Here is a 13,799-nt window from a genome sequence, read left to right as displayed (position 1 = left end):
ATAATATATAATTATACAAAAAGAGGCTTGTCTACGCGACAAGCCTCTTTTTTTTGTTTAAATGTAAAATATAGAAAATATGAAATATCAAGTAGATCAAAACGGTTTTTATGGAAATTATGGTGGAGCTTTCATTCCTGAAGCTTTACAACCTATTATTGGTCAATTGCAAAAAGAGTACATTGACATCATTAATCAAGCTGATTTTCAGGCAGAAATGCAGCAGTTACTTAAAGATTACGTAGGTAGACCCACTCCATTGTATTTTGCAGAGAATCTTTCTAAGAAGTACAATACCAAAGTATATTTAAAACGCGAGGATTTATGTCATACAGGAGCACATAAAATCAATAATACGATTGGGCAAATTTTATTGGCAAAGCGCTTGGGTAAACATAAAATTGTTGCAGAAACAGGGGCAGGTCAGCATGGAGTTGCTACAGCGACAGTTTGTGCATTAATGGGGATGGAGTGTATTGTTTTCATGGGAGCTTTAGATATTGAAAGACAAGCACCTAATGTTGCAAGAATGAAAATGTTGGGAGCAGAGGTACGTCCTGCAATGTCAGGCGCAAAAACTTTGAAAGAGGCCGTAGATGAAGCGTTGCTTTACTGGATAGAGAACCCAGATGACACTTTTTACTTGATAGGGTCAGCTGTAGGTCCGCATCCTTATCCTGATATGGTAAGTCGCTTTCAATCAGTTATTTCTGAGGAGATAAGAAAGCAGTTACTTGAGAAAGAAGGTAGAGAAACACCTGATTATGTTGTTGCTTGTGTCGGGGGTGGAAGTAATGCAGTAGGAGCTTTTTATCATTTCTTAGAAGATGAAACGGTGAATTTGGTTGTAGCTGAGGGAGGGGGAAGAAGTATTGAGGAGTTAGAAACAGCAGCTACTTCTTTTGTAGGAAAAGACGGAGTATTACACGGTAGTAAAACGCTATTTATGCAAGATGAGAATGGAGAGCCTTTAGAAGCATATTCTATCTCAGCTGGTTTAGATTACCCTGGTTTCGGACCTTTGTATTCACATATGAAAGAATTGGGTAGAGCAGAGTTTTTTGCAGTAATGGACAATGAAGCTATGCAAGCAGGTTTGAATTTGTGTAAGGATGAGGGTATTATACCTGCTATTGAGAGTTCGCATGCACTTGCTATTTTGGATAAGAAGCAATTTAAAGAAACCGATATAGTTGTCATTAATTTATCTGGGAGAGGTGATAAAGATTTGGATAATTACAGAAGCTATTTTAATTTCTGAATGATTGAAACACATAAATAAAAGTCCTGCTTGCTAATGCAAACAGGACTTTTTGAAATAAAAATTCTCTTTTTCAAAATATTTTTATAACTCTCCAACCATTTTAGCAGGATCTACCCATTTGTCAAAGTCTTCTGGAGAAACATATCCCAAGCGAATAGCTTCTTCTTTTAAAGTAGTACCATTTTGATGTGCTGTTTGAGCAATTTCAGCGGCTTTGTAATAACCAATATGTGTGTTAAGTGCTGTCACTAACATTAAAGAGTTATCCAATAACTCAGTAATTCTTTTGTGGTTAGGTTCTATTCCCTGTGCACAGTGAATGTCAAATGATACACATGCATCTCCAATTAGTTTAGCGGATTGCAAGAAGTTTGCAGCCATAACAGGTTTAAATACATTTAACTCATATTGCCCTTGTGTACCACTGAAGCTAATCGTTACATCATTTCCAATAACTTGTGCAGCTACCATTGTGAGAGCTTCACATTGTGTAGGGTTAACTTTTCCTGGCATAATAGATGAGCCTGGTTCATTTGCAGGTATGATTATCTCCCCAATACCTGAACGAGGTCCCGAAGCAAGCATACGGATGTCATTGGCAATTTTGTACAGTGCAACAGCTAATTGTTTCAATGCACCATGTGTTTCTACAATCGCATCGTGGGAAGCTAAAGCTTCAAATTTATTAGGTGCAGTTTTAAAAGGTAAGTTTGTGAATTGAGCTATGTAAGCTGCCACTTTTGTATCATATCCTTTTGGGGTATTTAAGCCTGTTCCTACGGCTGTTCCTCCTAATGCTAATTCAGATAAATGCGATAAAGTGTTTTGTAATGCCTTTAAGCCGTAATCTAATTGTGCTACATAGCCTGAAATTTCTTGTCCAAGCGTTAGAGGAGTAGCATCCATTAAATGGGTACGACCTATTTTTACAACAGACATATATTCTTTTGCTTTTTTGTCAAGTGTATTGCGCAGTTGTGTGACTCCAGGTATTGTGTGCTCTATTACTGCTTTATAAGCTGCAATATGCATGGCCGTTGGGTAAGTGTCGTTCGATGATTGGGACTTATTTACATCGTCATTTGCCTTGATATTCTGTTCTCCTTCACCTAATTGATTTCCAGCAAGTACATGTGCGCGATTGGCTATTACTTCATTTACATTCATATTAGATTGTGTTCCAGAACCAGTTTGCCAAATAACTAAAGGAAACTGATCATTCAGTTCCCCTCTTAGAATCTCATCGCATACTGTTGCTATTCCTTCTTTTTTGTCTTGTGGTAACACACCTAAGTCATGGTTTGCAAACGCTGCTGCCTTTTTTAAGTAGGCAAATGCCTCTATAATCTCATGAGGCATTGAAGCTTCAGGTCCTATTTTAAAGTTGTTTCGAGAACGTTCTGTTTGAGCACCCCAGTATTTATCAGCAGGTACTTTTACTTCACCAATTGTGTCTTTTTCTATACGATATTTCATTTGTTATACTACTTTAGTTTGATTTCTCATAAAGGTATTAAATTATTTAGTATCATTCTAAAGTAATATTCAAAATATAAATCATTGTAGGTTTAAATCTATAAAGTACGTATATTTGGGGCTGTATATACAAAAAATTCCGGAACAATGTTTGAATTTCAACAGTATTTAGCTTTCATCATCGGTATGACTGTGATTACGATGGCTTTCTGGCTTTTAATCTTCTTAGTAGGATTTGCTTCTTACTGGGCATTTGGAGGAACTCGTGAGTTCTTAAAAGAAAAAAAAGCTAAAAGACAGCAATTGGAAGAAAGTCAAATGTAAGACTTTGATGAATTAAAAAGATAAAAGAGCTACAATAGAATTGTAGCTCTTTTTTTGTTTTGCCCTATCTTGATTGTATTAGTTGTTGTATTTATTTTATAGTCTGTTTGAGCTATTGTAATAATTGTGCTTTACTGCATTGCGTATTTAAGAGTATCAAAGCTTTCAATTAAAAAAAAGAAGCCAAAGGTAAACTTTGGCTTCTGGATTGATTATAGTTAAAGTTAGTTAGTTTTCTAAAGTCTGGAGAAAAAGATAAGGTCATTTCCTCAGCAATTAATATAACCGTATTGGTTAGGGGCTATTATTAATTTAGCGACTGCAATTTAATTTTTTTAGATTAATCACACAATGTGTTTTGAAACATTAAATTTATTCTAAATAAATCGCTTACATCATTTCCATTTCGCCATTCTCCATATTTCCTTCCCCATTTCCTCTTTGTTTTTGTCTATCGTTTTTCTTTTGATTAAAACGATAAGTGAAAGAAAGATTTATTTGTCTTCCTCTCCATTGCATTTCACTATGAGAGAAAGTTTGAGGTAAGTTTGTATCCATTTCTCTTTTTCTGGAATCAAAAATATCATTGATATTAAAAGTAATAGTAGCTTTATCCTTGATGATATCTTTACTCAAAGCTAAGTTAGCAGATAGATTGCTCTTTACTCTTCCTTGTGCTGTATCATATGGCGCTCTATACATTCCGTTCATTGTCCAATCTATCTTATAAGGCAATGTGATTTTTGAACTAATGCGTGTAAACCAAGCGTATGTATTCTTGTCAAAATTCTGAGACTCTTTGTTTCCATTTAAGTCAGTGAAAGTATAATCTCCTTTCGTTTCTGTACGGTAAAAGTTGAAGTTACCATTTAGTCTCCACCATTTGTACGGAATATAGTTTAAAGTAAAGTCAAAACCATATCTGTATTCTGTTGCTAAGTTTATAGGAGAACTAACTGTAATAGGTGTTCCATTATCAGTGGTTCCTGCAATTCTTTTTACGAATTGAAAGGTATCATCCGTTTTGTTTAAATAAGCAGAAGCACTTAATGTAAAACCTGTCCATCTTTGTGTATACCCCAAATCAAATGCATTTGTTTTTGCAGGATCTAAGTTAGGATTACCTTGAAAGAAGTTAATATTACTCGTATAGTTTGAGAAAGGATTTAAGAAGAAACCTCTTGGTCTCATGATACGCTTGCTATAACTAAGAGATACATTACTTGACTCGGTAAGTTCATAGTTTAAAAAAGCACTCGGAAAGAAGTCATCGTATTTTTTATTGTTGTAATCGTTGTTTCTAAGTTGATTGACATCAATATTGCTATCTTCCCAACGCAAACCTACCATGAAGTTTAATTTGTCCGTTATCTGATCTCCATATTGAGCATAAACAGCATTAACTTGCTCTTTGTACTCCAGTGTATTTGAGATGTTGTTATTGTTGATCCATTGATTATTTACTTGGTTGTAGAAGTCATAATCATTTGTTGTCTTTTTGAAGCTTCCATAATATCCAGCCTCAAAGTTACCTGTTTCTCCAATAGGTAAGGTATAATCTAATTTCACTAAACCTTGTAAGTAATCATCTTTACTATTGTTTTTTTCAAAAGTTCTAATGTTTGCAAAATCATTAATGTCTGCAATATTAGAGTCATCAGTTGACTTGTCTTGTGAGATAGTTCCTTCAATAACTAATTTATGATCGGGATTTGCGAATTTCTTTTCAAACCCAGTAGTGTACTCAACACTATTTCGACTTCCAGTTTTATACTCATTTCGATCTCTTGTGTACATTAGTTCACGATCGGGATTGTAGTATTTATAGTCAACTGTGTTTGGAGCTGTAATATTGGTTCTATTTACATTAACGCTATTTGACCAAGTAAATGATGGTGTGATATAATAGTCAAGTCCAAACATTGCATTGTAGCCTTGTCTGTTTCTATTATTGTCTTTGTACTCATCAATAAATTGTGTGGTGTTACCGTGTTGGTCAAAGTATTCGTTATCGTTTACGCCATATCCTTTAGTTTTCGTATCGCGATAACCTAATGTAGTATAAAAGTTAAACTTCTCACTTCTAAGGTTGAAGTTTCCATTTAACTCATAATTTCTTGGATCCCCTAAAGTACCAGTGATATTTCCGTTAATACCTTCTGCTTTACCTTTTTTCAGTACGATATTAATTATACCTGCTCCTCCCTCAGCTTCATATCGAGCAGAAGGGTTAGTAATTACTTCTACTTTTTCAATAGATTCAGCAGACAAGATACGCATTGCTTCTTGTATATTACTTGCTAAACCAGTTGGCTTACCATCGATTAAAACTTTTACATTTTCGTTTCCTCTAAGACTAACTGCTCCTTCACTATCAACCGAGATTGAAGGTACGTTATCTAATACATCACCAGCTGTACCGCCTTTAAGAACCATGTCAGCACCAACATTATAAACTTTCTTATCGAGTTTAATGTCAACGGTAGATTTCTCTGCTATAATGACAACGCCTTCCAATACTTGCGCATCGTCGTGTACTTTTTGTACACCTATATCGGTATTGCCGTTAATAGCTACCTGATGTAACTCAATCGTTTTGAAACCGAGAAACTCAATTTTTACATAATAGTTACCGTTTGGCACATCAAAGGAAAACTTACCCTTTGCATCAGTCATTCCTCCCGATACAATAGTTTCATTTTGCTCATTTTGAGCGAAAACGCTTGCAAATTCTAAAGGTTGATTGGTACTTGCTTCAATTACTGTTCCCGTGATTGAAGATTTTTTAGAAGCCTGTGCTAATGTTGTTAGACTTGTCAGAAGGACAAACAGCATTAGCAAGGCTTTTGATGTCTTTAGTTTTTTCATTATAGTCGTTAGTTTTTACATATTCTTAGACTATAAATGCTTACTAAAGTTTAATTGGTAGGTCGTTAATATAATGTTAATATTCTACTACAGGATTTCGTGAATCTTTTCTGTAGGTCTTGCAATAACAGCTCGAGGGCCATTTACTACAATAGGTCTTTCAATTAATTTTGGATAATTAACCATAGCTTCGATTACTTCTTCGTCGCTTAAAGTTGCGTCACCAAATGTTTCTTGCCATAAACTGTCTTTAGTTCGCACAAGCTCGATTGGAGAATAGTTTAACTTCGTCAGAATAGTTTTTACATCTGTAGGAGTAAGGTCAGCATCTAAATATTTTATAATTTTGTAAGCTACACCTTGTTGCTCCATAAAAGCGATACTCTCTCGAGATTTGCTACAACGTGGATTGTGATAAATTGTAATCATAAATAGATAATTTTATATCAAATATAGTACAATTTTTGAAATATGAAATATATTGAACAATTATTGCGAAAAAAAGATAATAAAAATTCATGGCACTATTTACCGTTTTCTTTGTTTTTTTTCGGTATTATGTTCCTAAATGCTCTTTTAATTAAGTATTCGGAGGTTTCTACTAACGATGCAATAAAAATGAGTATCGAAAAATATGGTAAAAATATTAATTTCTTGATTAATATTTTACCAATGGCTGTATTGCTTGTGTTTTTATTGGGTTGGGTGCGAATTTTTCATCAACAATCTATTTTGTCCTTAACTACAGCACGCTCACAAGTGGATTGGAAACGCGTTTTACATGGATTCTGTATTTGGTCTGTGATAACATTAGTTTTTATCGGGATTGCCATTATTAGCTCCCCAAAGGATTATGAATTAACATTTAATGCGAGTGCATTCTTTCCTTTTTTATTTATTGCACTTTTGTTAATTCCTTTACAGACAAGCTTTGAAGAATTCTTAATGAGAGGTTACCTAATGCAAGGTATAGGTTTAGCGACTAAGAGTAGAGCAGTTGCATTATGTACTACTTCCATTATATTTGGGTTAATGCACCTGGCAAATCCTGAAGTAGAACAATTGGGATACGGTATTATGATATTTTATATAGGTATGGGCTTCTTCTTCGGTATTATGACTTTGATGGATGATGGAATTGAATTGGCTCTTGGATTTCACGCAGCAAATAATATTATAGGAGCTTTGCTATTAACTTCAAATTGGACTGCATTTCAAACAAATTCCATCTTTTTAGATGTAAGCGAACAGCCCACTATATCTTATTTGGAGACTTTTATTCAGATTGGTATTGTCTTACCTTTGGTATTGTTTTATTTGGGGAAGAAATACAAATGGAATAATTGGACAGGACGTCTTTTTGGACGTATAAAATAAAAGATTAAATGAGAAATTATATACATCCGCACTTTAGGTTAAATGGGCATAAATTCAACTTTATTGAGGAATTGCGCTCCTATGGAGGTGAATTATTGCTTTCTGATGAAGAACACCTAATCGATTTAGGAACTTTAATCGTTTCTTGGTTTGATGAAAAAGAATATGTTGAATTAACTACTTCGGGTACGACCGGACCTCCTAAAGTCATCCAAATTCGAAAGGAGTCAATGATTAATTCGGCTAAAGCAACAGGTACTTTCTTTGGTATAGGTGAAGGTTCGAAGGCACTATTGTGCATGTCAACTAAATACGTAGGAGGAAAGTTAATGTTAATTCGGTCTTTGATTTTAGGATGGGAGTTAGATTTTGTAAAACCTACATCAAGTCCTTTATTAGGCAATGTAAAGACCTATGATTTTGTTGCAATGGTTCCCATGCAAGTAGAACATTCTTTAAAAGAATTGGCTAAGGTTAAAACGATTATTATTGGTGGAGCGAAGGTTAGTCAAGCATTAAAAGACAAACTTAAAGGTGTTGAAACGAAAGTTTATGAAACTTATGGGATGACGGAAACAGTTACCCATATAGCAGCAAAACTCATCGAAGAGGATTGCTTTACAGCATTGCCTCATGCACAGATTGCGGTAGATGAGCGCAAGTGTTTGGTCATTAAGGCCCCTGCTGTGTCAGAAGATCTTGTCGTAACAAATGACATTGTAGAAATAATAGGTGATAGGCAGTTTGTTTGGTGTGGTAGGTTTGACAATGTGATAAATAGTGGTGGTGTTAAATTATTTCCAGAACAAATCGAAGAGAAGTTGTCAAAGAGGATTCCTTATCGTTTCTTTGTAGCAGCTAAGGAAGATGATTATTTAGGTAATAAGTTAGTCTTAGTAATTGAAAGTGAGCCTTATACTTTGCCAGAGGACGTGTTTTGTGATTTACATCGATTTGAGAAACCGAAAGAGGTTCAGTTTGTTAATGCGTTTGTAGAAACAGGATCAGGTAAAGTAAAAAGGAAAGAGAATATTAAATAAAATTGGTTTAGGTAAATGAAAAGAAACGGTTTTTGTAATGCAGTATTAAGCTTAATTATTGCGTGTTTGGTATCGTTTGGTAATACTGCTTATGCAAAGCGAATTATTCAAAAAGGGGATGCTACAAATTTGATAACTGAGAAGATGCTCTCAGATATATTAGAAAAAAATAGGACCTATTGTACAAAAGGAATTGTGGCTGACTATATTCCAGAGTTAGGGAAAATGGATGCAAGAGCGATTGCTTTTTCTGTTGTAAAACCCAATGGTGAGGTAATTAGCGTTGGAGATACTCAGAAGAAGTTTACGATTCAGAGTATATCAAAGATAATCTCTCTCATGGTTGCTGTAGAAGAAAAGGGAGAAAAAGAGATATTCGATCGCATGGGCTATTATGGTACTGATAAGCCGTTTAATCATTACGCTAATCTTGAAACACAGGGAAAACCATTAAACCCTATGATGAATGCAGGTGCAATATTGACTACAGCTTTAATCGATGGAGAAGGAGATATTCCCTTGCAGAAAATTCTTGACATGGTGCGCTATATAACCAAAGACGATACAGTTACTTTTAGTGAAACTGTGTATATGTCAGAGAAGGAAACAGGGCATCGCAATAGAGGTATCTTTTATCTTTTAAAGAATAATGGGTTAGTAGAAGGAGAAGAAGATAAGTTAGATAACTATTTTAAGCAGTGTTCTATCGAAGTTACTTCTGAACATTTAGCGAAGATAGGTTATTTCTTTGCGAACCAATGTGTGAGATTTGACGGAGATACTAAGTATAAGAGCTCAGAGATGTCTAAGTTAATTCAATCTCAGATGTTGATTGCAGGAATGTATGAATCGAGTGGAGAATATGCCAGAACTGTTGGTCTTCCAAGTAAATCAGGAGTAGGTGGGGGAATTGTTGTCAGTGTACCTGGTAGAATTGGCATTGGGACATTTAGTCCGAGTTTGGATCCACAAGGAAACTCTGTTGCAGGATATCACATGATTTTAGACTTAGTAAATCAACTCGACTTGAGTTTATTCAAATAACATTAAGAGATATAAAGAAAAGGGGCTAATCTTAGATTAGCCCCTTTTTTAATTGTATCAGTAGATACTAATGCTTAGAATTGCTCTCTTCCTGAGAAGTGGAAAGCAGACTCGATAGCAGCGTTCTCGTCGCTATCTGATCCGTGTACAGCATTTTCTCCAATTGATTTAGCATATTTTTTACGGATTGTTCCTTCTGCAGCTTCAGCTGGGTTAGTAGCTCCGATTAATTTTCTAAAATCTTCTACAGCGTTGTCTTTTTCTAAGATAGCTGCTACGATTGGACCTCTTGACATAAATTCAACCAATTCTCCGTAGAAAGGTCTTTCGCTGTGTACTTCGTAGAATTTTTGAGCGTCTCTAACAGTTAATTGAGTTAACTTCATAGATACGATTTTAAATCCTGCTTCAGTAATCATGTTGATGATTCCTCCGATGTGACCTGCCTCTACAGCATCAGGTTTGATCATTGTAAAAGTTCTGTTCGTTGCCATTATATTCTATTTAAATTTGTTGCAAAAATAGTCTTTTATAAATAAAAGTGTGATAGTTAACTTATATTTATTTTTTAAATCTTTGTAAATATTAGTTTTGTATAGGAATATCTAATAATCGCTGTGCTAATTCAATCATTTCTGGCGTTCCTGTGTGTTTTTTTGGTTCATCTGATAATTTGACAACATCAGTCCAATGTCCTCCTTCAGGAAGTGCTTGGGTCATTTTGATAACAATATTCATTGCCTTTAACCCCACATCATTAGTGAAATCTGTTCCGATGCCAAACGACATGCCAATTTTTCCTTTGCAGTGTTTTGCAATGCGTTCCACTTTTTCTGGATTTAATCCATCAGAGAAAATGATTGTTTTAGATAGGGGGTCGATATTAAGACTTTTATAATGAGCGATGACAAGATCTGCAAATTCTAATGGATCACCGCTATCGTGTCTAACACCATCAAATAACTTTGCAAATTTTCTGTCAAATTGTTCGAAGAAAACTTTGCTTGTATAGGTATCTGTCAATGCTATGCCAAGATCTCCTCTGTAAGTATCAACCCAATGTTCTAATCCCATCGAGTTAGCCATTTTGAAGCCGTATTTAGCAGCGTGGAACATAAACCATTCATGAGCATGTGTGCCAATTGGTTTGGTCCCATATTTCATAGCTAAATGAACGTTAGACGTTCCTATAAACGAGCCCGAACCGTATTTTTGTAAGGTCTCTACTACAATTTGATGTACAGTATAGGAGTGTCTTCTGCGTGTACCAAACTCGGCAATCGTTATTCCCAGTTTTTTATAATTTTCTATTTTCGTGCGTGTTGTCTCTACAATCTGTGCAGCAGAGTGACGCTCGTTATTAGTCATTCGGTAGTATATTTCACAGATAAGTGACATTAAAGGTACTTCCCATAGAATAGTTCTATACCAATAACCTTTGATACTTACTTGTAAATCTTCTCCTTCTTGTTTAATCTCTATTTCAGAAGGATCGTAGTGATAACCTTGCAAAAAGTCTAAATAGGTAGGGTCAAGGTACGGACAAGTAGCTTGTAGAAAGGCTTTTTCAGCTTTAGTAAGCTTTAATTTAGCCATTTCATCTACTGCTGCTTTTAGTGCATCTCCGAATCCTGGTGGGTATTTGTGCTCTCCTCGGTTAATGAAAATATAAGAAGCCTTTGCAAAAGGGAATTGTTTAATAGCAGCGTACTGCATCGTAAACTTATAAAAGTCATTGTCTAAAATAGAAGTGATGACTTGGTTAGTATTTGCTGTTTCCATAGTTTTTATATTAAAATATCACTTTCTAAATCAGATTTTTCTACATCAAATTGAAAGTGGAGTTTCTCCATTAATTCTAATACAAGTTTTTTGTACCAGTTTTCTGATTTAGGATGTATATATATTTTTTCTATTAAGTGATTAATATCCACATTAATCTTAATTCCTTCATTCACGCATTTATCCAAATGAGAAACATCAGTCAACACTCTCACTTCTTTTTCATATTGAAAGCTTTTTCGCTTAAACAAAAAGGGAAAGAAATCGTCTTCAAAAGGAATGTACTCTTTTTTATAATCGATATAATGTACCTCTCCAATAAACTGATCAGCTCTATTTTCTACGGCTAATGCTTTCTGCAGCCTGCCGATAGTGGATTGAATAGCTAATCCCTCACTGTTTTTAGTGAAGATTTGCCACATAGCAAAGGATTCGTATTCATTAATATGCCAACTGCTAATCACAATGTTTTTTCTGCGTTGCTTATATTGATCTAAGAAAGCAGGGTTGTCATGACTAATGCGCTTGATTTCTTCAAATGTAGGTTCACTAAAAGTCCCTTCATACTGATCTTCAAATTTATCAGAGCGCGACATAAACATCTTATTAGACAACAAGAGATCTAAAAACTTAGACAAGTCCATGTATTTCCAAATGACTGTATTTGGATCAGCAGGGAGCTTTATATTCTTGTTTGGTACGTACATTTAATCTAATGTTTGTAAAGATACTAATTTAGAGTAAGTTCCATTGTTATTCAATAATTGTTCATGTGAACCTTGCTCAACAATTCTTCCCTTTTGCATTACGACAATATGATCTGCATTTTGAATGGTAGATAATCGGTGTGCTATAACAATCGACGTTCTGTTTTTCATCATATTTTCCAATGCAATTTGTACCAATTTTTCACTTTCTGTATCCAGCGCTGAAGTAGCTTCATCTAAGATCATGATTGGTGGGTTCTTCAAGACCGCACGCGCAATAGAAAGGCGTTGTTTCTGTCCTCCAGATAATTTGTTTCCAGAATCTCCAATATTGGTTTCTATTCCTTTTGGTAGTTCACTTACAAACTCATAAGCATTGGCTACTTTAAGTGCTTCGATAATTTCTTGATCCGTAGCATCTTGTTTGCCCAACTTTAAGTTGTTTTTAATGGTATCGTTAAACAAAATACTGTCTTGAGTTACTAAACCAATTAGATCTCTTAAATCCTCCATATCAAGATCGCGGATATCTGTATTGTCAATTTTAATAGTCCCTTCATTGATGTCCCAGAAGCGAGTCAGCAAATTGGCAATTGTACTTTTACCACTTCCAGATTGTCCTACTAATGCAACTGATTTTCCCTTTTGAATGTTTAAGCTAAAATCTTGTAAAACATTCTCATCTTCATATTTAAAAGAGATGTTATCGACAGTAATTTGCTGATCAAAGCTCTTTTTACTTATGGCATTGTCCTTACTTGTAATAGGGTTCTTTTCTTCTAATATCTGCAATACACGCTCTGCGGCTGCATCTCCTCTTTTTAGGGAGTAGGATGCTTTTGACATTGCTTTGGCAGGAGTAAGGATGTTATAAGCCATACCGATATAAGCAATAAAAGAAGCACTTGTCAATGTTCCTTCTCCTAAAACCAAATGCCCTCCATAAACTAATAATACGGCAATGGTTACAATACCTAAAAACTCACTTAACGGTGATGATAGGTTTTGGCGATTGAGTATAGTATTGTTTAACTCATAGAAAGACTGTGTCGAATCTTGAAACTTTTTATTGAATGTTTTTTCAGAGTTGAAACTCTTGATGACCTTTAATCCAGCTAATGATTCTTCTATAATAGACAAAAAGTACCCTTGTTCTTCAGAAGCTTTTTGTGAACTTTTCTTCAGTGTTTTCCCTACTTTAGAGATAATAATTCCCGAAACAGGAACAAAGATGAAAACGAATATTGTCAATTCTGTACTGATAGCAAACATGGCGATAATTGTAAATACAATTGTCAAAGGCTCTCTTACTAATACCTCTAAAATAGACAAGAAAGAGTGTTGAATCTCTAATACATCAGAAGTTATTCTTGAAATCACGTCACCTTTTCTTTTCTCAGAGAAGAAAGATAGGGGTAGTTCCAATGACTTTTTGTACATCGCATTTCGAATGTCTTTTAATACTCCATTTCGCAAGAAGGTTATGAAGTACATTGCCCAATAGTTGAATAAGTTTTTCAACAAGAATAGGGAGATAATCACTGCTGCCATGATCATTAACGTATTCTGCGCACCGTGCTCTGAAGAATGTTGTGTAATGAAATAAGACATATAGTCTTCTAAGTATTCTTTTGCATGACCCAGTGTAGTATAGACTGGTTTTTCAGTTATTTTCTTTTCATCTCCAAACAAGACTGTCATCATGGGAATTAATGCCACAAAAGACAGTGCACTGAATAAGGCATATAGGATGTTAAAGAAAATGTTTAGATACGCATAAGACTTATATGGCTTCGCGAAGTAAATTATCTTTTTGAAATACTCGTTCATATTTATTGTTTGTAAAAAAGCAAAAATAAAGAAAAAAGACTGGTAATGCTACCAGTCTTTCTTTTATATTGAAATATGTGTTTTACA

At 34.8% G+C, this 13,799-nt stretch carries 12 protein-coding genes; 5 read left to right on the top strand and 7 right to left on the bottom strand.

Going from position 1 to position 13,799, the window contains the following annotated elements:
* Positions 1–79 precede the first annotated feature (79 nt).
* Positions 80–1,261 carry a tryptophan synthase subunit beta gene (gene trpB, locus GJV76_RS07405; RefSeq protein ID WP_155092004.1) on the top strand — a complete coding sequence of 394 codons (1,182 nt, stop codon included), beginning with the start codon at positions 80–82 and terminating at the stop codon, positions 1,259–1,261.
* An 84-nt stretch (positions 1,262–1,345) separates the two neighbouring features.
* On the opposite strand, the gene fumC is transcribed toward trpB, so the two are convergent.
* The gene (gene fumC / locus GJV76_RS07400) at positions 1,346–2,740 is read right to left on the bottom strand and encodes a class II fumarate hydratase (RefSeq protein ID WP_155092003.1); all 1,395 of its coding nucleotides are present in this window, start codon (positions 2,738–2,740) and stop codon (positions 1,346–1,348) included.
* 147 nt (positions 2,741–2,887) lie between these two features.
* On the opposite strand from fumC, the gene GJV76_RS15705 reads away from it, so the two are divergent.
* Positions 2,888–3,064 (top strand): hypothetical protein, encoded by a 177-nt coding sequence (locus GJV76_RS15705; RefSeq protein WP_166520748.1) that lies wholly within the window; start codon positions 2,888–2,890, stop codon positions 3,062–3,064.
* Between the two features lie 390 nt (positions 3,065–3,454).
* On the opposite strand, the gene GJV76_RS07395 is transcribed toward GJV76_RS15705, so the two are convergent.
* Positions 3,455–5,932 (bottom strand): outer membrane beta-barrel family protein, encoded by a 2,478-nt coding sequence (locus tag GJV76_RS07395; RefSeq protein WP_155092002.1) that lies wholly within the window; start codon positions 5,930–5,932, stop codon positions 3,455–3,457.
* Positions 5,933–6,019: 87 nt separating this feature from the next.
* Positions 6,020–6,361, bottom strand: a complete 342-nt coding sequence (gene arsC, locus GJV76_RS07390) for an arsenate reductase (glutaredoxin) (protein WP_155092001.1) — start codon at positions 6,359–6,361, stop codon at positions 6,020–6,022.
* A 42-nt stretch (positions 6,362–6,403) separates the two neighbouring features.
* Here arsC and GJV76_RS07385 point away from each other — a divergent pair, with 42 nt between their 5' ends.
* The 3 genes from GJV76_RS07385 to glsA are packed head-to-tail and all read left to right on the top strand — an operon-like array spanning position 6,404 to position 9,393.
* Entirely contained in the window at positions 6,404–7,309 is a 906-nt protein-coding gene (locus GJV76_RS07385; RefSeq protein WP_155092000.1) for a CPBP family intramembrane glutamic endopeptidase, read from the top strand.
* Positions 7,310–7,317: 8 nt separating this feature from the next.
* Positions 7,318–8,349: an AMP-binding protein gene (locus tag GJV76_RS07380; protein WP_155091999.1), complete on the top strand. Its 1,032-nt coding sequence runs from the start codon at positions 7,318–7,320 to the stop codon at positions 8,347–8,349.
* A gap of 15 nt (positions 8,350–8,364) precedes the next feature.
* A complete protein-coding gene (glsA, locus tag GJV76_RS07375; protein ID WP_155091998.1) occupies positions 8,365–9,393 on the top strand; it encodes a glutaminase A in 1,029 nt (342 codons plus the stop codon).
* A 74-nt stretch (positions 9,394–9,467) separates the two neighbouring features.
* Here glsA and GJV76_RS07370 read toward each other — a convergent pair whose 3' ends face one another.
* The 4 genes from GJV76_RS07370 to GJV76_RS07355 all read right to left on the bottom strand — a co-directional run bounded on the left by GJV76_RS07370 (position 9,468) and on the right by GJV76_RS07355 (position 13,712).
* The gene (locus tag GJV76_RS07370) at positions 9,468–9,887 is read right to left on the bottom strand and encodes a nucleoside-diphosphate kinase (RefSeq protein WP_155091997.1); all 420 of its coding nucleotides are present in this window, start codon (positions 9,885–9,887) and stop codon (positions 9,468–9,470) included.
* Between the two features lie 91 nt (positions 9,888–9,978).
* Positions 9,979–11,175, bottom strand: coding sequence for a nicotinate phosphoribosyltransferase (gene pncB / locus GJV76_RS07365; RefSeq protein WP_155091996.1), 1,197 nt, complete (start codon positions 11,173–11,175; stop codon positions 9,979–9,981).
* A gap of 5 nt (positions 11,176–11,180) precedes the next feature.
* Entirely contained in the window at positions 11,181–11,882 is a 702-nt protein-coding gene (locus GJV76_RS07360; protein ID WP_155091995.1) for a hypothetical protein, read from the bottom strand.
* Complete coding sequence (locus GJV76_RS07355) at positions 11,883–13,712, bottom strand: ABC transporter ATP-binding protein (RefSeq protein ID WP_155091994.1); 1,830 nt, start codon at positions 13,710–13,712, stop codon at positions 11,883–11,885. It lies immediately after the preceding gene.
* Positions 13,713–13,799 lie beyond the last annotated feature (87 nt).

Source organism: Myroides albus (assembly GCF_009711045.1).
Classification (GTDB): Bacteria; Bacteroidota; Bacteroidia; order Flavobacteriales; family Flavobacteriaceae; genus Flavobacterium; species Flavobacterium album_A.
This window is presented reverse-complemented; position numbering and strand designations above follow the sequence as displayed.